General features: G+C 66.2%; 20 protein-coding genes. 15 read left to right on the top strand and 5 right to left on the bottom strand.

The genetic code is table 11. The features are described from left to right. The first annotated feature begins 129 nt into the window (after positions 1–129). A complete protein-coding gene (locus tag ACM6UT_RS03865) occupies positions 130–2,262 on the top strand; it encodes a LysM peptidoglycan-binding domain-containing protein (RefSeq protein WP_416796055.1) in 2,133 nt (710 codons plus the stop codon). Positions 2,263–2,403: 141 nt separating this feature from the next. Further along, positions 2,404–4,287, top strand: coding sequence for an ABCB family ABC transporter ATP-binding protein/permease (locus ACM6UT_RS03860; RefSeq protein ID WP_416796054.1), 1,884 nt, complete (start codon positions 2,404–2,406; stop codon positions 4,285–4,287). A 6-nt stretch (positions 4,288–4,293) separates the two neighbouring features. Here the strand turns inward: ACM6UT_RS03860 and ACM6UT_RS03855 are convergent, their stop codons facing one another. Then, a complete protein-coding gene (locus ACM6UT_RS03855; RefSeq protein ID WP_416796053.1) occupies positions 4,294–5,601 on the bottom strand; it encodes a GGDEF domain-containing protein in 1,308 nt (435 codons plus the stop codon). 248 nt (positions 5,602–5,849) lie between these two features. Between ACM6UT_RS03855 and ACM6UT_RS03850 the strand changes: the two genes are divergently transcribed. The 3 genes from ACM6UT_RS03850 to ACM6UT_RS03840 all read left to right on the top strand — a co-directional run bounded on the left by ACM6UT_RS03850 (position 5,850) and on the right by ACM6UT_RS03840 (position 7,737). Continuing rightward, the gene (locus tag ACM6UT_RS03850; protein ID WP_416796052.1) at positions 5,850–6,548 is read left to right on the top strand and encodes a phosphatidylserine decarboxylase; all 699 of its coding nucleotides are present in this window, start codon (positions 5,850–5,852) and stop codon (positions 6,546–6,548) included. Between the two features lie 22 nt (positions 6,549–6,570). Then, positions 6,571–7,431, top strand: a complete 861-nt coding sequence (gene pssA, locus ACM6UT_RS03845) for a CDP-diacylglycerol--serine O-phosphatidyltransferase (protein WP_416796051.1) — start codon at positions 6,571–6,573, stop codon at positions 7,429–7,431. A gap of 171 nt (positions 7,432–7,602) precedes the next feature. Beyond that, complete coding sequence (locus tag ACM6UT_RS03840; protein ID WP_280956477.1) at positions 7,603–7,737, top strand: hypothetical protein; 135 nt, start codon at positions 7,603–7,605, stop codon at positions 7,735–7,737. 14 nt (positions 7,738–7,751) lie between these two features. Here ACM6UT_RS03840 and ACM6UT_RS03835 read toward each other — a convergent pair whose 3' ends face one another. After that, positions 7,752–8,516 (bottom strand): SOS response-associated peptidase, encoded by a 765-nt coding sequence (locus ACM6UT_RS03835; protein ID WP_416796282.1) that lies wholly within the window; start codon positions 8,514–8,516, stop codon positions 7,752–7,754. Between the two features lie 149 nt (positions 8,517–8,665). Between ACM6UT_RS03835 and ACM6UT_RS03830 the strand changes: the two genes are divergently transcribed. The 9 genes from ACM6UT_RS03830 to ACM6UT_RS03790 all read left to right on the top strand — a co-directional run bounded on the left by ACM6UT_RS03830 (position 8,666) and on the right by ACM6UT_RS03790 (position 14,649). Further along, positions 8,666–9,088, top strand: a complete 423-nt coding sequence (locus ACM6UT_RS03830) for an NUDIX hydrolase (protein WP_416796281.1) — start codon at positions 8,666–8,668, stop codon at positions 9,086–9,088. Continuing rightward, positions 9,078–9,515, top strand: coding sequence for a TIGR02301 family protein (locus ACM6UT_RS03825; protein ID WP_416796050.1), 438 nt, complete (start codon positions 9,078–9,080; stop codon positions 9,513–9,515). Before ACM6UT_RS03830 ends, ACM6UT_RS03825 begins: the two co-directional genes overlap by 11 nt. 103 nt (positions 9,516–9,618) lie before the next feature. Then, positions 9,619–9,876 (top strand): hypothetical protein, encoded by a 258-nt coding sequence (locus ACM6UT_RS03820; protein ID WP_416796049.1) that lies wholly within the window; start codon positions 9,619–9,621, stop codon positions 9,874–9,876. A gap of 19 nt (positions 9,877–9,895) precedes the next feature. After that, on the top strand, positions 9,896–10,663 hold the full coding sequence (locus tag ACM6UT_RS03815) for a hypothetical protein (RefSeq protein ID WP_416796048.1): 768 nt from the start codon (positions 9,896–9,898) through the stop codon (positions 10,661–10,663). Between the two features lie 70 nt (positions 10,664–10,733). Continuing rightward, positions 10,734–11,567 carry a CAF17-like 4Fe-4S cluster assembly/insertion protein YgfZ gene (gene ygfZ / locus ACM6UT_RS03810; RefSeq protein ID WP_416796047.1) on the top strand — a complete coding sequence of 278 codons (834 nt, stop codon included), beginning with the start codon at positions 10,734–10,736 and terminating at the stop codon, positions 11,565–11,567. A 21-nt stretch (positions 11,568–11,588) separates the two neighbouring features. After that, positions 11,589–12,200 carry an HD domain-containing protein gene (locus tag ACM6UT_RS03805; RefSeq protein WP_416796280.1) on the top strand — a complete coding sequence of 204 codons (612 nt, stop codon included), beginning with the start codon at positions 11,589–11,591 and terminating at the stop codon, positions 12,198–12,200. Further along, positions 12,197–12,733 (top strand): tyrosine phosphatase family protein, encoded by a 537-nt coding sequence (locus ACM6UT_RS03800; RefSeq protein WP_416796046.1) that lies wholly within the window; start codon positions 12,197–12,199, stop codon positions 12,731–12,733. Before ACM6UT_RS03805 ends, ACM6UT_RS03800 begins: the two co-directional genes overlap by 4 nt. Further along, positions 12,730–13,713, top strand: a complete 984-nt coding sequence (locus tag ACM6UT_RS03795; protein WP_416796045.1) for an NUDIX hydrolase — start codon at positions 12,730–12,732, stop codon at positions 13,711–13,713. Before ACM6UT_RS03800 ends, ACM6UT_RS03795 begins: the two co-directional genes overlap by 4 nt. A 57-nt stretch (positions 13,714–13,770) precedes the next feature. Further along, the gene (locus ACM6UT_RS03790; RefSeq protein WP_416796044.1) at positions 13,771–14,649 is read left to right on the top strand and encodes a mechanosensitive ion channel family protein; all 879 of its coding nucleotides are present in this window, start codon (positions 13,771–13,773) and stop codon (positions 14,647–14,649) included. 28 nt (positions 14,650–14,677) lie between these two features. On the opposite strand, the gene nadC is transcribed toward ACM6UT_RS03790, so the two are convergent. Genes nadC through nadA form a run of 3 tightly spaced genes read right to left on the bottom strand, consistent with a single transcriptional unit; the run spans position 14,678 to position 18,321 of the window. Further along, the gene (nadC, locus tag ACM6UT_RS03785) at positions 14,678–15,586 is read right to left on the bottom strand and encodes a carboxylating nicotinate-nucleotide diphosphorylase (protein ID WP_416796043.1); all 909 of its coding nucleotides are present in this window, start codon (positions 15,584–15,586) and stop codon (positions 14,678–14,680) included. Between the two features lie 25 nt (positions 15,587–15,611). Next, a complete protein-coding gene (locus ACM6UT_RS03780; RefSeq protein ID WP_416796042.1) occupies positions 15,612–17,204 on the bottom strand; it encodes an L-aspartate oxidase in 1,593 nt (530 codons plus the stop codon). Between the two features lie 43 nt (positions 17,205–17,247). After that, positions 17,248–18,321 carry a quinolinate synthase NadA gene (nadA, locus tag ACM6UT_RS03775; protein ID WP_416796041.1) on the bottom strand — a complete coding sequence of 358 codons (1,074 nt, stop codon included), beginning with the start codon at positions 18,319–18,321 and terminating at the stop codon, positions 17,248–17,250. Positions 18,322–18,551: 230 nt separating this feature from the next. Here nadA and ACM6UT_RS03770 point away from each other — a divergent pair, with 230 nt between their 5' ends. Next, on the top strand, positions 18,552–21,317 hold the full coding sequence (locus ACM6UT_RS03770) for a DUF2339 domain-containing protein (RefSeq protein WP_416796040.1): 2,766 nt from the start codon (positions 18,552–18,554) through the stop codon (positions 21,315–21,317). Positions 21,318–21,377: the final 60 nt, after the last annotated feature.

The raw sequence follows: 21,377 nt of genomic DNA, 5'->3' as shown, positions 1-21,377 counted from the left end.
CAAGGTCAACCGAATTGACGAAAAAGCTGTCGGCGCAAGGCCGCCAACCGTTGAGAAAGCTTGTGAAAGCGGCGAGATAAGGCTAGCAATTCCAAGGGATATGGCGGCCTTTCCGCCCGGAGAGTGACTATGATGAAAAATCGTGCCGGCTTGCTGGCCTTGCTGGTGCTCGCGATTGCGACGATCCTGATGGTGTTCTTCGTCATGCCGAGAATTTCGGACGACGGGAAGGACAATGCTCAGACGACGACTGCAAGCGGCGATGCTGCGAAAACGCCTGCGAGCGAGCCCGCCAAACCTGCGGAAGATGTCGCGACGGTGGCAAGCGAGAAGATGGGGCGCCTGAAGGCCGATGCCGAGAAAGCGGCCCAGGCTCTGGTCTCCCTCTTTGCCGAGGGCAAGGTCCCGGCGCCGGAAGCCTATGCCGGCGCGAGGGCGGAAGCGGAAAAGGCGCTTACCGCTCTCGCCACCCTCGACGTCCCCGAGGCGCTCGAAGCCAGCCTCAAGGAAACGATGACGGCCGCACGCAGCAGTGCCGAAAAGGCACTCGCCCTCCTCAAGGCCCTGCCCTCCGACCCGGCCGCTGCGGGTGCTGCGATCGGGAAGGTCGTCGATGCGCTCGCTGGCAAAGCGGAGACGGCGCCGGAGGCGACAGCTCCGCAGGCTGCAGCCCCGGCAGCGACGGAGCAGCCGGCTGCGGCCAATGCACCGGTGACCGGCCCGATCATCCCGCGCTTCGACGTGCTGCGCGTCGAGCCTGACGGCTCCGCCGTCATCGCCGGCAATGCCGAACCCGGCTCCAAACTTGAGATTCTGGACGGCGACACCGTGATCTTCCAGACCGAAGTAGGCATCAGCGGCGACTTCGCCGTCATCCTCGACAAGCCGCTTTCGCCCGGCGACCATTCGCTGCAGTTGCGCGTCACCGGCAAGGACGGCAAGCCCGTCACCTCGGAAGAGGTCGCGACGATTTCCATTCCGGAGAACGGCAACGGCAACCTGCTCGCCATGGTTACCAAGCCGGGTGAGGCGAGCCGCGTGATCACCGCGCCGGAAACCGTCAACCAGGCCGACAAGAAGGCGCGCGTTCCGGCCGACAAGGCGCCGGCGGCGCAGACGGCCGAAACACCGCAAGCTGCAACAGCGCCGCAGGATGCTGCGACGGCACCGCAGCCCACCGAGGCCGCCAAGCCGGCACCGGCTCCCGAAGTCCAGGTCAGCGCCGTCGAGATCGAAGGCGACCGGATCTTCGTCGCCGGCACGGCTGCACCGGGCAGCGCGGTTCGCGCCTGGGCGGACGACACGCTGATCGGCGCGGCAACGGCTGACAATACCGGGCACTTCGTCATCGAAGGCACGATCGCCCTTGCAGTCGGGGATCACACGATCCGGGCAGAACTGCTCGACGCACAGGGCAAGGTACTGGTCCGCGCCTCCGTGCCGTTCAATCGCCCCGAAGGACACCAGGTCGCCGTGGTCGCACAGTCGAAAACGGCCGGAGCCGGTCAGCCGGAGGCCATGGTGCCGCTCGACCGCGCAACCTTCGAAACCATGCGGGGTTCGGTCGGCAAGGCCTTCGGCATCCTCCAGGGGCTCTTTGCCGACGGCAAGAAGCCAGCGGCCGAGGAACTTGCCGCCGCCCGTTCGGCGACCGAGATCGGCCTCCAGTCGATCATCGACTATCGCCTTGGCGCGGGCGTCGATTCCGACTATGCCCAGTTTGTAACGCAGACGGCGGCGCGCGCGCGCAACGCGCTCGAAGCGCTGAAGGCGCTTGCGGCCGATGCAGATGCGGTCCGCGACGGGCTGCCGAAGATCGCCGAACTGATCAACGCCGTTCTTGAGCCGCTGCCGGCGGCAGCGGTCGCCGAAGCGCAAACGACTGCGGAAAAGCCGGCGGCGCAGCCCTCGCCTGACGCAAGCACCGCACCGGCCGCCGAGCCAAAGGCGCCTGCCCCGGCAGCCGAACCGGCACAGGCTCCGACGGAAACGGCCGCCGATGCGCCGAAAACCATCGAGCAGGCGCCGCTCACCGAGAGCAAGAACACGGTCATCATCCGCCGCGGCGACACGCTCTGGCAGATCTCGCGCCGCGTCTACGGTCTCGGCGTCCGCTACACGACGATCTATCTCGCCAACGCCAACAAGATCAGCAACCCGGACCTCATCGAGCCGGGCCAGGTCTTCCAGGTGCCGCATGATGCGCTTCCGAATGCGGAGGAGCTGCATCGCAGGCGGCTGAAGGGCGAGACGATCGACTGACGGATGCGGCGGCAGGCCCTTTCAAAAGTTTCGGGGTCCGCCATTGCACGCGCATATTCGAAGCCCTATGTGGCGAAAGTCGGCGGCCTCCGAGAGGCCGCCGATTTCATCTGAGGACGGTTGACGCGAGGGGCAGACAACATGACGAAGAAGAAGACGGTGTCGGCGGACGCCTCCAATCCGCTTGAAACGCTGGTCAACCTCTGGCCGTACATGTGGCCGACTGGGCGGCCGGACCTCAAGGCCCGCGTCGTCTGGGCGACCGTCTTCCTCGTCGTCTCGAAGTTCATCCTGCTTCTCGTTCCCTATTTCTTCAAATGGGCGACCGACGCGCTGAACGGCCGGCTCGACATGGTCGGGTTGCTGCCCGCCTTCCTGCTCGGCGCCGTCGCGCTGGTCATCCTCTACAATCTCACCCGCATCGCCCAGGTCGGCCTCAACCAACTGCGTGACGCGCTCTTTGCCAGCGTCGGCCAGTATGCGGTGCGCCAGCTCGCCTACCGCACCTTCGTCCATATCCACCAGCTCTCTCTCCGCTTCCATCTGGAGCGCAAGACCGGCGGCCTCTCGCGCATCATCGAACGCGGCACGAAGGGCATCGAGACGATCGTCCGCTTCACGATCCTCAACTCCGTGCCGACCCTGCTCGAATTCCTGCTGACGGCGGTGATCTTCTGGTGGGGCTACGGCTTCTCGTATCTCGCCGTCACCGCCATCACCGTCTGGGCGTACATCTGGTTCACCATCAAGGCGAGCGACTGGCGCATCGGCATCCGCCGGTCGATGAACGACAGCGACACGGAGGCCAATACCAAGGCGATCGACTCGCTCCTCAACTTCGAGACCGTCAAGTATTTCGGCAACGAGGAGATGGAAGCCAAGCGCTACGACAAGTCGATGGAGCGCTACGAGAAGGCGGCGACCGAAGTCTGGACCTCGCTCGGCTGGCTGAACTTCGGCCAGACGGCGATCTTCGGCCTCGGCACGACCGTCATGATGGTGATGTCGGCACTTGCCGTCCAGCGTGGCGAGCAGACGATCGGCGACTTCGTCTTCGTCAACGCCATGCTGCTGCAGCTCGCCATGCCGCTCAATTTCATCGGCTTCGTCTACCGCGAAATCCGCCAGGGCCTCACCGATATCGAGCAGATGTTCGACCTCCTCGAAGTCGCCCCTGAGGTGACCGACAAGCCGGGCGCCCCCGACCTCGCGATCGCAAAGGGCGCCATCAGCTTCAAGGACGTGCATTTCGCCTACGACCCGCAACGGCCGATCCTGAAGGGTATCTCCTTCGAGGTGCCGGCCGGCAAGACGGTCGCCGTCGTCGGCCCGTCAGGTGCCGGCAAGTCGACGATTTCACGCCTGCTCTACCGCTTCTACGACATCCAGAAAGGTTCGATCACCGTCGACGGACAGGATGTCCGCGAGGTGACGCAGAAGAGCCTGCGCTCGGCGATCGGCATGGTGCCGCAGGATACCGTGCTCTTCAACGACACCATCGCCTACAACATCCGCTACGGCCGGCCCTCCGCCACCGACGCGGAAATCCAGGCCGCGGCGGAAGTCGCCCAGATCGCCCGCTTCATCGGCGACCTGCCGGACGGCTTCCAGACCAAGGTCGGCGAACGCGGGCTGAAGCTCTCGGGCGGGGAGAAGCAGCGCGTGGCGATCGCCCGAACGGTACTGAAGGCGCCGCCGATCCTCATTCTCGACGAGGCGACGTCGGCGCTCGACACCACCACCGAGCAGGAGATCCAGACTGCGCTCGACGTCGTTTCGAAGAACCGCACGACGCTGGTCATCGCCCACCGGCTCTCCACCGTCATCGGTGCCGACGAGATCATCGTGCTCAAGGGCGGCGAGATCGCCGAACGGGGAACCCACAGCGAGTTGCTGGCCATGAACGGGCTCTATGCCTCGATGTGGAACCGCCAGCGGGAAGCGACGCAGGCGGAGGAACATCTGCGCCAGGTCCGCGAGAGCGACGACATGGGCGTCGTCGTCCGCCGCACGCCGGCGGTCTGACCGCCGTCAGCCTGCGCTCGCGTAGCCCGACTGCCGCATGGCGATGCAAATGCGGTTGCGCCCGGTGCGCTTCGCCCGGTACAGCGCCTCGTCGGCCTCCATCAGGGCATCCCAGAGGGTGCCGCGCAACGGATCGAGCTCCGCGACGCCGATGCTGAGCGTTCCGGTCGTCTCGTCGAACGCCGGAACGAGGCCGGCATCCGACACCTGCCGGCGCATGGCTTCGGCAATCTCCGCCGCCTGCATCAGGGCAAGGCCGGGAAACAGCGCATAAAACTCCTCGCCGCCGGCCCGTGCCACCGTGATGCCCTCGCTTACGGCGCTTTCGAGCAGGGCCGCGGTCGCACACAGCACCCGGTCGCCCTCCGCATGGCCGAACTGGTCGTTGATCGACTTGAAGCGGTCGACGTCGATGACCGCGACGGAGACCGGCTGCCCTTCCCTGCGGGCGAGATCGATCGCTTCCGTGGCGATCTCGAAGAACTTGCGGCGGTTGTAGGCATTGGTCAAAGGATCACGTGCGGCAGCGTCGATCAGCCGGCCTTCGAGGTTCTTGCGGTCGGTGATGTCGAGCATGGCCCCGGCAATCCCGCGAAGGCGTCCGTCCTCCGACGCGATTACCGCCTTGTGGAAGGCGACGTGATGGAGCGAGCCGTCGGCATAGCGCACCTCGCATTCGTAGACCTGCTCGCCGCCGCGGGCCAGAAGCGCGTCATCCGCCTGCTGGTAGCGGCGCGCCAGATCCTCCGGAGCCACTTCATAGACGGAGCTTCCGATCACCTTCTCCGCCGGCAGCCCGATGAATCCCTCGAAGGCCTTGTTGCAGCCGACATAGATGCCCTCGGCGTTCTTGAAGAAGATCGGTGTCGGCAGGCTGTCGATGCAGGCCTGCAGATAATCGCGCTCCAGTTCGACCTGCGCCTGCTCCCGCCGCATCTGCAGCCGTCGCGAAAGCGCGGCGCGGGCACGCGCGACGCAAAGGGCGACATCGCCGGGGCGGCCGAGCAGCAGGACATCGTCGAACCCCGCCTGCAGGATGTTCTGCGCACGGGTCTCGCCGGTCGCCGGGTCGGCGACACCGATCAGGTAGTGGTCCGGACCGAGGACCTTTCGGACAGCGACGGCCCTCGACACGGCAGGACCGGCGCCGAGCGGCACGAAGCAGATCATCGCTCCTACCCCGACAGGCCTGTCCTGTCGGAGCCCGAGTTCTTCCAGTTCGGGTGGGACCGACCCCTCCTCCGTGGAGAGCCAGTAAAGCGGGGAGGCTTCCTGCCGTGCATTCACCCCCACGGTGCTGTAGGACCCCTGCATAAGGTACAATTCCCAAGTAGAAGGCGCAGTGACGAGCCGCCGGATACGTTCTTGCATCCGACGATCCGGCACCGATATTAAGGAATAACCGTTGATGCTTGGTGCATGACACTTGGCAAGTCGCGGACGCCGTTATCCGCGAATGATACAGATTGCCGCGCGTCCGGTCTTTTGAGCCGGCGCCATTGCCCCAGGCCGGCTTTCGCGCTAGTCAGCAGGCCTGATTTTCCCGCGAGGAGACGATCCCCATGAACTTGCTCGACACCATCCGCAACACCATTGTTCCGATTCACAAGGAGGGCTACCCCTTTGTCGCCGCCTTCTTTGCCGGTTCCCTGGTTCTCGGCTGGATCTCCGAGCCGCTGTTCTGGGTCGGTATGGTGCTGACCGTCTGGTGCGCCTATTTCTTCCGTGATCCGGAGCGCGTGACGCCGCAGGACGATGATCTCGTCATCAGCCCGGCCGACGGCAAGGTATCCTCGATCCAGATGGTCGTTCCGCCGGAGGAACTGCAGCTCGGCACTCAGCCGATGCTGCGCATCTCCGTCTTCATGAACGTCTTCAACTGCCATGTGAACCGCGCGCCGGTCCGCGGTCGCATCACCAACATTGCCTATCGCGAAGGCTCCTTCCTCAATGCCGAGCTCGACAAGGCAAGCCAGGAGAACGAGCGCAACGGCCTGGTGATCGAAACCACGCACGGCAATATCGGCGTCGTGCAGATCGCCGGTCTCGTTGCCCGCCGCATCGTCTGCTGGACCAACCCGAACGAAACGCTCAACGCCGGCGAGCGCTTCGGCCTCATCCGCTTCGGCTCCCGCCTCGACGTCTTCCTGCCGGCCGGCGCCGAACCGCGCGTGGCACTCGGCCAGACGGCGGTCGCCGGCGAGACGGTGATCGCCGAATTCGGCTCCGCCAAGGGTCCCGTCATCAGCCGCCGCAGCTGATCGCGGAGGCAAGGAGGGCGAGATGGAAGCGCAAGTACCGCCGAGCGAACCGAGGAACAGCCATGACGGTGCGCGTGGCCCGAGGCTCCGGGAAATCCCGCTGCGCCTCATCGTGCCGAATCTCATCACCGTGCTTGCGATCTGTTCCGGCCTCACCGGCATCCGGCTCGCCTTCGAGAACCGCTACGAACTCGCGGTGACGTTGGTGCTCGCGGCCGCGTTCATCGACGGCATCGACGGACGTGTGGCGCGGATGATGAAGGCGACGTCGAAATTCGGCGCCCAGATGGACTCGCTTGCCGACATCGTCAATTTCGGCGTTGCACCCGCGCTCGTGCTCTACGTCTTCATCCTCGACCAGGCCCGCTCCATCGGCTGGATCGCCGCACTCATCTATGCGATCGCCGCAGGCCTGCGGCTCGCCCGCTTCAACGTCATGGCGGAGCGCGAGCACAAGGCGCCCTGGCAGTCGGAGTATTTCGTCGGCATCCCCGCCCCGGCCGGCGCGCTGATCGTGCTCCTGCCGATCTACCTCGGCTTTCTCGGGGTGCAGCCGACCGCGCCCGTCGCCTATGTCGCCGCCGGGTACACCGTTCTGATCGCCGCCTTGCTCATCAGCCGCCTGCCGGTCTGGTCCGGCAAGTCCGAGACGCAGAAGATCCGCCGTGACCTGGTGCTTCCGGTCACGCTCGGCATCGTGCTCTACGTCGCCCTTCTCATGAGCTTCACCTGGGAAGTGCTCTCGGTCACCGTCGTTGCCTACCTCCTCACGCTGCCGCTCGGCGCGCGCGCCTGGCACAAGCGCTTCGGAACGCTGGTCGTCATGGACGATGCCGGCGAGGGCAGCGACAGCAACGAAGCTGAACTTGACCGCGGTCTCTGAAGTCTCTATCCGCCTCCCGCCATCATCCGAGCGAATCACTGTCACGTGCTTTGCTCTCGGATTATGTCCGCGTTGACGAAACGTGATTTGCCGGGACCGTCCTTTCGACCAAGTTCTAAGGCAAAACTATAAAAAAATCATAGGGACTGGTAGCAATTCAGGAGAACGGAAATGACTGGGAAGAAAGCGGCCGAGGCCGCGCCCCCGAAGCAGAATCTCGACGGCAACTACCGCCCGCTCGGCCTCAAGGCCGTTGTCGCGGCGGCGCTGATGTTGAAGCGCAATTCCTCGAAGAAGGCGGCATAGCTGGTCGACGGCGGTCAGAACAGCGACATCTGGCCTGATCCCGCCTCGCCGTCCGTCTTCTCGACCGGCGGCAGGCTCTCGGCAATGGCTGCCTGAACTGCAGGTCCCGTGTTGCTCACCTTGTTCACGAGGTTCGACACGGGAACCGCCTCGAAGAAATCGTCGGCGGGTGCCGCGAGAAGGTCGGTGACCTCGCGCGGCTCGTAGGCCCGGCAATCCAGCCAGCGGTCGTAGTCCTCCGGCGCGATGACGACCGGCATCCGGTCGTGAATGCGGGCGATCGAGCGGTTGGAGCCGACCGTCAGGATGGCACCGGTGTCGACCTCGGAACCGTCCGGTGACGACCATGTTTCCATCAGGCCGGCGAAGGCGATGACGCCGCCTTTGCGCGGTCTGATCCAGTAGGCCTGCGATTTCTCGTCGCTTCCCTTTTCCGGACGGTGCCACTCGTAGAAGCCCGAGGCCGGGACGAGCACGCGACGATGGCGCATGGCCGCCTTGAAGGAGGCTTTGCCGATCGCGGTCTCTGAACGAGCGTTGATCAGCAGCGGAAAGTCGTTGGGGTCCTTCACCCAGGACGGCAACAGCCCCCAACGGACCAGCATCGCCCGGCGTTCCGGCATGTTGCTGCCCGGCTCGCGGCGCTCCGACTGGATCACCACGAGGATCGGCTGGGTGGGTGCGATGTTGTAGCGCGCCGGAAACGCGTCGAGCTCGAAGAGCCCGAGCGCGTCCCGCACCTCTTCGGGCATCACCGACAGGGAAAAGCGTCCGCACATGCGCGGATTGATGGCACCGCCGCCGCGGCGGGTCAAGGAGAAGGCGGCGGGGCGTTGCAACCGGCCGCCGGATACAGCAATACTCGGTCAGGCGACGCCGCTTCGACGGACGGCACCTCGTGCAGGGAGGACGACCTATATTCATGAGCATGACCAACACGTCCGTTGCCTCAGCCTCGTCGGCAATCGTGGAGCGCGATGGCCGCTTCCTCCTGGTGCGCCGGCTCAATCCACCCGCCGCCGACCTCTACGCCTTTCCGGGCGGCAGGGCCGAACCGGGCGAAACGCCCGCCGAAACGGCGCTGCGCGAACTGCAGGAGGAGACGGGCCTGCGCGGCGAGAACCCGCGGCTCTTTCACCGTTACGAGCTCGCGGCCGAGGCGGAGAGCGGCGGCGGCGGCTTCCTGCTCTCGGTCTTCCTGGTCGATGTGGAGGGAGACACGGAGGCGTTCGCCGCCGACGATGCCTCCGACCTCGGCTGGTTCCGGCCCGACGAGATTGCCAGACTGCCCGTGCCGCCGAGTATCATCGACTGCTTCGAAAGGCTGGCGCGTGCCCGTGATGAGCGCTGACATCAACGCGCGCCCGCGCGTCTCCGCCGCCATGGCGGTCGCCCTTCTCGCCGCCTTGCTCGGCACCCTGCCCGCCGCGGCGCAGGATGCACCGCCACCACCGGTGGAACCGCAGGAGAAGCCCGCCCCCTACGACACCCAACTGATTCGCCTTTCGGAGGTCATCGGCGCCGTCCAGTATCTTCGAAGTCTCTGCAGCGGCTCCAGCGAACCGGAATGGCGCCGGCAGATGGAAAAGCTGCTGGAAACGGAGACGGCGGGCGAGCCGAAACGCCGCGAACGCATGGTTGCGGCCTACAATCGCGGCTATCGCTCCTTCGCATCGGTCTATACGACCTGCACGCCTTCGGCCGTCACCGCTGCGGAACGCTACCGTGCCGAAGGCGCAACACTTGCCACGGAAATAGCAACCCGTTACGGAAATTAGCGAATAATTAACCTGTTTCGACACGACCCCGTGTCGTTTCAGGAAAAGGCTGCTAGTGTTGTTAACACGTGAGTAAGAACTGACCGCATCGAGGATGAGTATCATGGAACCGCGCCGCAACGACATCGACGACATGATCGTTCACGAGAAGATGCAGGTCGCCCTCGAGTATCAGAACGAAGCCTGGGCGGACGGCATGGCCGACGGCATCGAGCCGGAAATCATCGCCGACGCGGCCTTCGCGCTCGCCATGCGCGAGACGATTCGCATTCACGGTGAGGAAGGCGCCGAGGCCATCCTCGAGCAGCTCAAGGCCCGCATGGTCGCAGGCGAGTTCTCCCCGGCGCGCAACATCCAGTAATCGACGAAGAGGGACGGCTATGGGAAAGGTGTCCGCCCCGGCCGGCCGGCATCGCGATTTGCGCCGTCTGGCGATTACCCTTCTCGCCGGTGTGACGCTCATCGGAACCGTCGGAAGTGCGGCCGCGCTTTCCGAGCTGAAGCAGATCGGCGGACAGCCGGCGCAGAACCCCGCCCCCACGGTCGAGGACGCACCCGGGACCGAGCCGCCCTCCGGCAGCGTCACGGGCATCCCGGACCCCGACCCGCTGATCAGCACGCAGGATAACAAGGCGGACACGACGGACGGCACCGAAGACGCTCCCGAGGAACAAGGGCCGCCGCCCGAAGTCATTTATGATATCGAGAAGGCACCGGAGCCGGTGCGCAAGCTGCGGCAACTGATCATCGAGGCAGCCGCATCCGGCGACATCGAGCGGCTCAAGCCCCTTCTCAATCCCGGCCCGAACCAGACGCAGGTCATGCTCGATTCGGCCGATCCCGATCCGATCGCCACGCTCAAGGGCCTTTCGGGCGACAGCGAGGGCGTTGAAATCCTCGCGATCCTGCTCGACGTTCTCTCCACCGGATTCGTCCACGTCAATGCCGGTACACCGGAGGAGATGTATGTCTGGCCCTATTTCGCCGAGAAGCCGCTTGCCACGCTGACGCCGCCGGAGAAGGTGGAACTCTTCCGGATCGTCACCGCCGGCGACTTCGCGGACATGCAGGAATCCGGCAATTACAATTTCTTCCGCGTCGGCATCTCGCCGGACGGCCAGTGGAAATTCTTCACCGCCGGCGACTGATACCGGTCCTTGCCGTTTGCCCGCCGAAACCTTAACTCTCTGACATCGCAACCTCGGAATATCGCAGACGATGCCAGCAGCGTTTCTTCCCGATCGCGCCCTGATCCGGATTTCCGGACCGGAGGCCGAGCACTTTCTCCAGAACCTCGTCACGACCGACGTGGCGGCGCTGCCTGCCGGCGAAGCCTGGCCCGGCGCGCTTCTGACGCCGCAGGGCAAGATCCTCTTCGATTTCCTGATTTCGCGCGACGGTGACAGTTTCCTCCTCGAAACCACGACCGGCCAGCAGGCCGACCTCGTCAAGCGGCTCACCATGTACAAGCTCCGCGCGGCAGTCACCATCGCGGTCGAGCCGGAAGCCGGCGTCACCGTGTTCTGGGGCGAAGAATGCAACACCGCCCTCGTCGACAAGCGGTTTGCGATTGCCGGGACGATGCTCGGCCGCCGGCCGGGCCGGCACGCCGGGGAGGACGACGGCGCCTACCTCGATCTCCGCATCGCTGCGGGCATCGCCGAATCGGGCACCGACTTCGCGCTCCAGGACGCCTTTCCGCACGATGTCCTGATGGACCGCAACAGTGGCGTCGGCTTCAAGAAAGGTTGCTATGTCGGCCAGGAGGTCGTCTCGCGGATGCAGCATCGCGGAACGGCACGCCGGCGCATCGTCATTGTCGACGGACAGACGGCACTGCCGACAATGGGCACGGAAATCACTGCCGGCGGAAAGCCCGTCGGTGCGCTCGGCTCCGTCCGCGGAGCGCGCGGCCTCGCGATCGTCCGCATCGACCGCGTCGGCGAAGCGATGGCGACGGGCGTACCTGTGCTCGCGGGCGAGGCCGCCGTCAACGTCAGCCTTCCGGCGTGGTCGGGTCTCGACTTCCCGACGGTCGCCCAGGAGGCCTGACCGGTGCCGCCGCTCACGCAGATGAAATCGCGGGCCTGGCAGCGGATGCTCTCCGGCCGGCGGCTCGACCTGCTCGACCCCTCGCCGCTCGATGTCGAGATCACCGACATCGCCCACGGCCTTGCCCGCGTCGCCCGCTGGAACGGGCAGACCTCCGGCGATCACGCCTTTTCCGTCGCCCAGCACAGCCTTGTCGTCGAGGAGATCTTCCGCCGCAGCCATCCGAAGGCGAGTGCCGACGACCTGCAGATGGCGCTGCTGCACGACGCGCCCGAATATGTGATCGGCGACATGATCTCGCCCTTCAAGGCGGTCGTCGGCGGTGACTACAAGGTGGTCGAGAAGCGGCTCGAGGCGGCCGTCCACCTGCGCTTCGGCCTGCCGCCGCACCCGTCGCGTGACCTCAAGGACGAGATCAAGAAGGCGGACCGGATCGCCGCCTATTTCGAGGCGACCGAACTCGCCGGCTTCGCGCCGGCGGAGGCGCGGAAATTCTTCGGCCAGCCGCGCGGCTTCGACCGCACCACGCTGATGGTCGCGCCGCTCCCCGCCTTCGAAGCCCAACGGCGTTTCGTCGAGCGCTTCGAGGCGATCGAAGCTGCACGGGCACAAGCGAGGAAGGCGGCACCGTGAGCGCCATCGTCGTATCCCCCCTTGCCCGCATCGCGGAAATGGCCGTTCGCCACAAGGCGCGGGAAATGATCAGCCTGCTCGCGGAAGGGCAGGATTTCCATCGGCCCGGCGTGATCGATCCGGCGCGGCACCTGAAGCTCGGCGTCAACGACATCAATTTCGCCGGCACCGGCGATCTCGTCGCGCCGCAGGAGGTCCACGTCGCGCAGATCATCGATTTCGCCCGAAGCTGGGACCAGGCCGCGCCCCTCGTCGTTCATTGCTGGATGGGGGTGTCGCGCTCGCCGGCGGCAGCGCTCGTCGCAAGCCTCGCGGTTCGGCCCGACGACGACGAGGTGGGCCTCGCCGCGCGGCTCCGGCAGGTCTCGCCCTATGCGACGCCGAACGCCCGGATCGTCGAGATTGGCGACCGGCTGCTCGGGCGCGGCGGACGGCTCGTCGCGGCGGTGAAGGCGATCGGCCGCGGCGCGGATGCCGATGGAAACGCGCCCTTCGTTCTGCCGCTCTCGCCAGCCGGAGAACTTCTGTCATGACGGCGGGGTCAGGTTCGCCGATCGAGATCAGCCTCGACGCGGCGATCGTCGCGGTTTCCGGCAGCAATCCGCAGATCCTCGTCGTCAGCGATCCGGCGAGCGAACTCGAAAGCCTGCCGTTCGGGCCGTTCGACCCGGCGCGCCGCACCATGGAAATGTCGCTGCGCGTCGCCGTGGAGGCACGGACCGCGCTCCACATGGGCTATATCGAACAGCTCTACACCTTCGGCGACCGCGGCCGGCACAAGATGCCCGGCGATACCGGCCCGCATCTCGTTTCCGTCGGCTATCTGGCGCTGACACGCATGGACCCGGAACGGACGCCGGCCTTGTCCGCGGCCGGCGTGCACTGGCGCGACTGGTACAGCTATCTTCCCTGGGAGGACTGGCGTCAGGGGCGCCCGGTCCTCCTCGACCAGGTCATCCTGCCGGCGCTGCGGCAATGGGCTGAGGAGGCCAGCGGCGACGCCGCGGGTGCCGCCCGGCTGTCGCGCCGCTCGCGCATCAAGCTCGCCTTCGGGCTCGACGATTTCCCGTTCGACGAGGAGCGGGTGCTGGAACGCTACGAGCTGCTCTACGAGGCCGGCCTCATCGACGAAGCGGTGGCCGACGGCCGCGTCTGGCATACGGGACTGGCCGCCCGGCTCGGCGTGCCGATGCGCTTCGACCATCGCCGCATCATGGCGACGGCGATCGCAAGGCTTCGCGGCAAGCTCAAGTACCGCCCGGTCGTCTTCGAACTGATGCCGCCGGAATTTACCCTCACCGAATTGCAGGCGACGGTGGAGGCGATTTCGGGTCGCCATCTCCACAAGCAGAACTTCCGCCGGCTCGTCGAGGGCGCCGAACTGGTCGAGCCGACCGGCGGCACCATGGCGGCGACCGGCGGCCGTCCGGCCGCCCTCTTCCGCTTCCGCCACCAGATCCTCGAGGAACGCCCCGCTCCCGGCCTCAAGGTCGGAGGACGAAGCACCGGTTGACCTCGCCAGCGCGTGCCCCATGTAGCCGTTCAGACCAACGGCAAGGGAGCACCGCGCATGGAGCTGCAAACGAACGAAGCCGTACTCGCGACGCAGGCGGCGCTGGCGCAGGCGAGCCGGCTCGCCGTGCAATACTCCTTCTCCATCGTCGCGGCGCTTCTCCTCCTGTTCCTCGGCTGGTGGCTCTCGCGACAACTTAGCCGCTGGACTCACAGGGGTCTCCTGCAGGTGCGCGGCGTCGACGAGACGCTCGCCCGCTTTTTCGCCAATGTCGTGCGTTACGGCGCGCTGCTCCTCGTCTTCGTCACCGTGCTTGCGCAGTTCGGAGTGCAGACCGCCTCGATCATCGCCGCGCTCGGCGCCGCGGGCCTCGCCATCGGGCTGGCGCTCCAGGGCACGCTGCAGAACATCGCCGCCGGGATCATGCTGCTCGTGCTCCGGCCCTTCCGTGTCGGGGAATATATCGACACGGGCACGATCTCCGGCACGATCGTCGAGATCGGCCTTTTCGCGACGGAACTGCGCACACCGGACGGGCTCTACCGGCTCGCGCCGAATTCCACTCTCTGGAACGTGCCGATCACCAATTTCAGCCGCGAGGCCACACGCCGCTTCGAGTTCAAGATCGGCATCGGCTATGACGACGACATCGATCTCGCCGAAGGGATCATGCGCGACCACGCCGAATCCGATCCGCGCGTCTTCAAGGACCCGCCGGTCGCGACCCATGTCGACCAGCTGACCGAAGGCGCGGTCGTCCTCACCATGCGGTACTGGACGAGTGCTTCGGACTTCTGGCCGACCTCGCGCGAGATGATCAAGAAGGTGAAGAAGTCCTTCGACGAAAACGGAATTTCGATCCCGCTGCCGCAGGTCACGCTTCGCGGCACGCCGCCGCAGATCGCGCCGCCCGAACGCCCGGCCGACGAGAACTGAGCCGTCGCCGCGCTGTTCGCAACCGGCCTCAGGCGATCGTGACGTCCAGCCCGATATCGAGTGTCGGCGCGGCCATGGTGATCTTCGAGGTCGAGATATGGTCGACGCCGGTCTCGGCGATCGCCCGGATGGTCGAGAGATTGACGTTGCCCGAGGCCTCCAGCATCACCCGGCGGCCCGCAGCCCAATAGCCAGCCTCGTCGAGACCGCTGTGGGTCCGGTTGATCGCCACCGCTTGCCGCAGCGTCTCCGGCCCCATGTTGTCGAGCAGGATCGCGTCCGGTTCCGCCGTCAGCGCCTCGCGCATCTGCTCGAGCGTATCGACCTCCACCTCGACCTTGACCAGATGGCCGGCGTAGGCGCGGGCCGCGCGCACCGCCTCGGCCACGCCTCCGCAGACGGCGATGTGATTGTCCTTGATGAGGATCGCGTCGTCGAGCCCGAAGCGGTGGTTCGAGCCGCCGCCGAGCCGGACGGCGTATTTTTCCACCGCCCGCAGCCCCGGCAACGTCTTGCGGGTACATGTGACTCTTGCGCGCGTATGGGCGATCTCGTCGGCGAAGCGCGCCGTATACGAGGCAACGCCCGAGAGATGCATGAGGAAATTGAGCGCGACGCGCTCCGCCGACAGCAGCGAACGGGCCGAACCATTCACCCGGGCGATCGGCGTTCCGGGACCGACCCGGTCGCCGTCTGCGGCAATCGCCTCGAAGACGACGGCGGGATCGACGATGCGGAAGGCCGCACGGGCAAGCTCGATGCCGGCGACGACGCCCTCCTCGCGGCTGTTCATCTCGGCCGTCGCGACGCGCTCCGGCGCGATCGTCGCATAGGTAGTGATGTCGCCGGCGCGGCCGAGGTCCTCGACGAGCGCCGCCTTCACCTGGTCCTCGATCATCAGCGCCGGAAGGACGGGCCGGAAGGTTTCTGCGGTCATGGTCGGCACTCCCCTTCGCTCTGCGTTATCCGACAATCTCGGCGGCCGTCTGTTCGGCGTCCTTCAGCGTCATGAAGGTGCGGTGGCGCCAGCTCTCGATCGTATCGGGGCGGTCGGCGCGGAAATGCCCGCCGCGGCTCTCCTGACGGCGATAGGCGGCGGTCGCGATGAGCTTTGCCGCGGCCACCATGTTGGAAAAGCGGATGCGGGTGTTCTCGCGCTCCAGCCTTGCGATGTCGCGGATGAGGTCTTTCAGTCCATCGCCTGTGCGGATGACGCCGGCCTCCGCCGACATGCGCCGGCGCAGTTCGGCAAGCTGCGGGCTGTCTTCGAGCGTCACGAGTTCGTCATTCTCGCCGGCGTTCTTCGGCCATTCGTAGAGCGTCGACTCAGGCAGCATGCCCTTGATGTTCTCGGCGATGCGCGCTGCGAAGACCACGGCCTCCAGCAACGAGTTGGATGCAAGCCGGTTCGCGCCGTGCACGCCGGTCGAGGTCACCTCGCCCGCCGCCCAAAGCCCGTCGACGGTCGTCTTGCCGTCGGCATCCACCAGCACGCCGCCCATGTGGTAGTGCACGGCCGGAACCACCGGGATCGGCTGGGTGACCGGGTCGATGCCGGCTTCCATGCAGGAGGCGTAGACGGTCGGGAAGCGCTCGCGGAAATGCGCGCCGACTGCCTTGGTGCAGTCGAGGAACGCGCCGCGGCTCGCCTTCACCTCGGCGAAGACGCCGCGGGCGACGACGTCACGCGGGGCGAGCTCAGCATCGGGATGCAGGTCGGTCATGAAACGATGGCCGGCGGCGTTGACGAGGATCGCGCCGTCGCCACGCAGCGCCTCGGTCGCGAGCGGCGCGGGATCGCGGCCGATATCGATCGCCGTCGGATGGAACTGCACGAATTCCGGGTCGGCGATCATCGCGCCGGCCTTCGCCGCCATGCCGAGGCCGGCGCCGCGCGCCTCCGCCGGATTGGTCGTCACCTGGTAGAGATGGCCGACGCCGCCGGAGCACATCACCACTGCGCGCGCCGGGAAGGCGACGCGGGTCTTGGACTTGCCAGCGTCGGGCCTTGCGATGACGCCAGAGACGAAGCGACCTTCGACGACCAGCTCCTCGACGACATAGCCTTCCATGACGCGAATCGAGGGGGTCTTGCGGACGGCGGCGATCAGCGCTTCCATGATCGCCTTGCCGGCCTGGTCGCCCTTCACCCGCACGATGCGGCGCTCGGAATGGGCAGCCTCCCGCGAGAGCAGGAGCTGGCCTTCGAGGTCGCGATCGAAGGGAACGCCGTAGGAAAGAAGGTCGCGGATGCGATCCGGCCCTTCCGAGATCATCAGCCGGGCGATCTTCTCGTCGACGATGCCGGCACCGGCGGCGAGCGTATCGGCAAGGTGCTTCTCGACCGTGTCGCCGGGGCTCATCGCCGCGGCGATGCCGCCTTGCGCCCAGGCGGAGGAGGCGCCGTAGCCGATCGGCGCGGCGGCCAGCACGGTCACGGGACGCGGAGCAAGCTTCAGCGCGCAGAACAGGCCGGCAAGCCCGCCCCCGACGATCACGATGTCGTCAATGCCCTGCCACGACTGCGGCCGGATGGATTCGATATTGGTGGGCATCTGACTGGTCTCCCCCGGCTCCGGGCCGATCTTGCGGGTACTGCTATTGCTTCAGGTTGATCATCCGCTCGACGGCGAGCCGGGCACGGCCGGCGATCGCCGGGTCGACGGTGACTTCCTCGGTCATGAAGAGCAGGCTGTCGAGGATCTTCGGCAGCGTGATCCGCTTCATGTGCGGACAGAGGTTGCACGGCTTGACGAAGTCGACGTCCTTCACCTCCGCCTGGATGTTGGAGGCCATCGAGCATTCGGTGACCAGCAGCACGCGGCCGGGGCGCTTCGTCTTGACGTAGTCGATCATGCCCGAGGTCGAGCCCGCATAATCGGAGACCGCAAGCACGCTCGGATGGCATTCCGGATGGGCGACGATCTCGATCGACGGATCGGCGGCCTTGTACTCGAGCAATTCCTCGGCGGTGAAGCGCTCGTGCACTTCGCAGTGGCCCTGCCAGGTGAGGATCTTCTTTTTCGTCTTCTTGGCGACGTTCATCGCCAGGTATTCGTCCGGGATGCAGAGCACCGTGTCCGATTCGAGGCTGTCGACGACGGCGACCGCATTCGAGGAGGTGCAGCAGATGTCGGTTTCCGCCTTCACGTCGGCCGAAGTGTTGACGTAGGTCACGACCGGGACGCCCGGATAGCGCGCCTTCAGCGCCCGCACGTCGTCGCCGGTGATCGATTCCGACAGCGAGCACCCTGCCCGGCCGTCCGGGATCAGCACCGTCTTTTCGGGATTGAGCAGCTTCGACGTCTCCGCCATGAAGTGGACGCCGCACTGGATGATGATCTCGGCATCGACGCGGGTCGCGTCGCGGGCGAGTTGCAGCGAATCGCCCTTGATGTCGGCGACGCAGTGGAAGATTTCCGGCGTCTGGTAGTTGTGCGCGAGAATGACCGCGCCGCGTTCCTTCTTCAGCCGGTTGATGGCGTGGATATAGGGCGCGAAGACCGGCCATTCGATGGCCGGGATGAAGCTCTTCACGCGCTCGTAGAGATGCTCGGTTTCCTTGGCCACGGCCGGGGTGAAGGAGAGGTCCGGGCGCTCCAGAATTCCGTATCGCTCGGCGGCACTGCCAGCCCGCGCCTTTGCGGCGGTCGCACCTTGCACCTGTTGCATCCTGATCTCCCCGCCGTCGCCGGCTTCCATTTATGCTCAATTTGAGCATAAGCAAGGTCAAAGAAAACCGGCGCGTGCCGGTACGCTCGATTTAGAAACTTTTGTGACGGTTTGCAAGGGCGATAAAGACCACCGTCGGCAGGTTCTGCCCCTTTGGGGATCGTGCTCTCTTTCCGGATCGGCAAAAACAGGTAGTGTCACTTGAGACACGGCAACCGCCGCGAGGTCCCATGCTTGAGCTTCTAGCGCTGATCCTGATCGTCATCCTGTTCGTCAACAACCGCACCGCCTTCCGACGGATCGACAGCCTGGAGAAGCGGGTCGAAGCGATGTCGCAACAGGCCGCTCGCCTGTCACCGATCGACGCGGTCGCGCCGGCGGCGGAACTGGCCGAGACCGAAGCAGGTGGGGAGATCGTCCAGGACGAGACGCCGGCTACGCCCGGGGACATGCCGGCGGCGGCCATGGCCACGGCCGAACCGGACGCATTGGCCATTGCAGAGACCGCGGCCGAGGAACCGGCTCCGCAGGCTGCGACATCCGGGACGGCAGCGGCGCCTTCCGCCCGCGGCGAGAGTCTGGAGACCTATCTCGGTGCGCGCTGGGCCGTCTGGGCCGGCGGGCTGGCACTGGCGCTGGGCGGACTCTTCCTCGTGCGCTATTCGATCGAGAGCGGCCTGCTCGGTCCCGGCGTCCGGCTTTCGCTCGCCGCGCTCTTCGGCCTGCTGCTCGTGGCCGGCGGCGAGATCGTCCGACGCAAGGCCCTGCCCCAGGCGGCGGCCCTCTACGGCAATGCCATGATCCCCGGTATTCTTACGGCGGCAGGCACTCTCTCCCTCTTCGGCACGATCTATGCCGCGCACGGGCTCTACGAGTTCATCGGCCCGTCTCTCGCTTTCATTCTCCTGGCACTCGTCGCCTTTGCCACGCTCGGCCTCTCCCTGCTGCACGGGCAGGCGCTGGCCGGTCTCGGGCTTGCCGCTTCGCTCGCCACGCCCGCGCTGGTTTCCAGCACGTCGCCGAGCCCCTGGACGCTCTTCTCCTTCCTCACAGTCTCGCTCGTCGCGACGGCAGCCGCATCGCGGTTGAGAGCCTGGCGGATTGTCCCGATATTGGCCAATGCCGGGCTCGGACTATGGGCCATCGCCTCCTTCCAGCTCGGCGACGCGGTCCAACTGGCGCCGGCGACACTGGCGCTGATCGCGATGATCGCCAGCGCCCTGTTGATCTGGCCCGCCGGCGCCTGCGACACGGACGACATCGCCGACCGGCTGACCTGGCGGAACCTCGGTCTCGCCTTTGCCCGCAGGCCGGCCGGGCTGTGGCTGTCGGTATCGCTTGCCGTCTTCTTCCCGGCACTCGCCATCGTCGCCGTCGGCGGCGCGTCGGATCTCAATCCGCTGTTTGCCATGGCCGCCCTGATTGCCGCGCTTGCAGCCGCCGGTGCCGCCCGCCGAGGCGCCGCATGGCCAGCGGTCGTCGCCGCGTCCGGCGCCATTCTCGGCCTTGGCCGCAATGCCGCCGCCACGACGGACCTCGTCAGGGTTTTCGACACCGGTCTTGGCGGCGACGCCCCACTTCCCGGCCTGGACGCGCAGTCGATGGCGATCTCGCTTGGCCTTGGCGCGGTCTTCCTGCTGTGCGGCCTCGCCTTCATCCGCCGCCGGGGTGCGGTCGATCCCGTCCTGTCGACGCTTTGGGCCGCGCTTGCCGCTGCCGTTCCGGTCACGATCGCCTCGATCAGCTTCGTGCAATACGGCGTCTCTGCGCGCGACTGGACGCACGGACTCTACGGCATCGCGCTCGGCCTCGTGCTCCTCGGCGCGACCGAATTCTTCTCCCGCGCCGGGCTCGCGACCACGCTTCGCCGTGGGCTCGACCTGCTGATCACCGGGTCCTTCGCGGCACTCGCCTTCAGCCTGCACATGCTGACCGACGGCATCGTCACGACCATATTGCTGCCGGTCCTCGGCTTTGCTTACCTGATGGCCAACCGCCTGCGGCCGTGGAGCGGGCTGCCCTGGATGATGGTTGCTGCCCTTGCCGGCGTGCTGGCGAGGATCGCGATCGACCCGACGCTGGTCGGGCCGGACCATCTCTCCACCACGCCACTGTTCAACGCGCTTCTTCCCGGCTACGGCATCCCCGCCATCCTTGCGATCCTTTCGGCCTATGAACTGCGCAACTGGCCGGGTTTTCGCGTGCGCGACGCCTTGCAGGGGCTCGCCAGCCTTCTCGGCCTGCTGGCGATCGCCATCCTCGTCCGCCATGCGATGAACGGCGGCGTGCTCGACGACAGCGTCCCGACGCTCGGCGAACAGTCGATCTATACGCTGCTGATCACCGGGCTCTCCGGCATCCTGATGACGCTCGACCTCAAGTCGCCGAGCCCGGTCTTCCGCTATGGGTCGATGGTCGCCGGCGTGCTGTCGATGGTCATCGTGCTGACCTTGCACCTGGGCACCCTCAACCCGTTCTTCACCGGCGAAAGCACGGGGTCCTGGCCGCTCGTCAACCTGCTGCTGATCGGCTATCTGCTGCCGGGCCTTGCTTATGCAGGGCTCGCCTTCTATGCCCGCGACAAGCGCCCGCTTCCCTATGTGATGGCGCTCGCCGTCAGCGGCGCGGTGCTCGGCTTTGCCTGGGTCACGCTATCCGTCCGCCGCCTCTGGCATGGGGAATTCATCGCCGCTTGGAAAGGCTTCGAGCAGGCCGAGACCTATAGCTATTCGGTGGCCTGGCTTGCCATCGGCGTCGGCCTCCTGGCACTCGGCACGAAATTCGATGCCCGCAGCCTGAGGCTCGCCTCCGCCGTTCTGGTGTTCATATCCGTCGGCAAGGCCTTCCTGATCGACATGAGCCATCTTGAGGGCGTGCTGCGAGCCCTCTCATTCATCGGCCTCGGAGTCGTGTTGATCGGCATCGGTCTCTTCTACCAGAGGATCCTGACCGGCCGGAAGAAACGGCCGGGCGTCACGGCGGAGGAAAACGGCTGATCGCGGTTGCCATGGAGCGTCGAGGTCTCCTAGATGGACGCCGCTTCCTCTTGCCAATCT

The organism is Ciceribacter azotifigens (assembly GCF_048159625.1).
Lineage (GTDB): Bacteria > Pseudomonadota > Alphaproteobacteria > Rhizobiales > Rhizobiaceae > Allorhizobium > Allorhizobium azotifigens.
The sequence above is the reverse complement of the archived record's forward strand: the minus strand, read 5'-3'. Positions and strand labels throughout refer to the sequence as shown.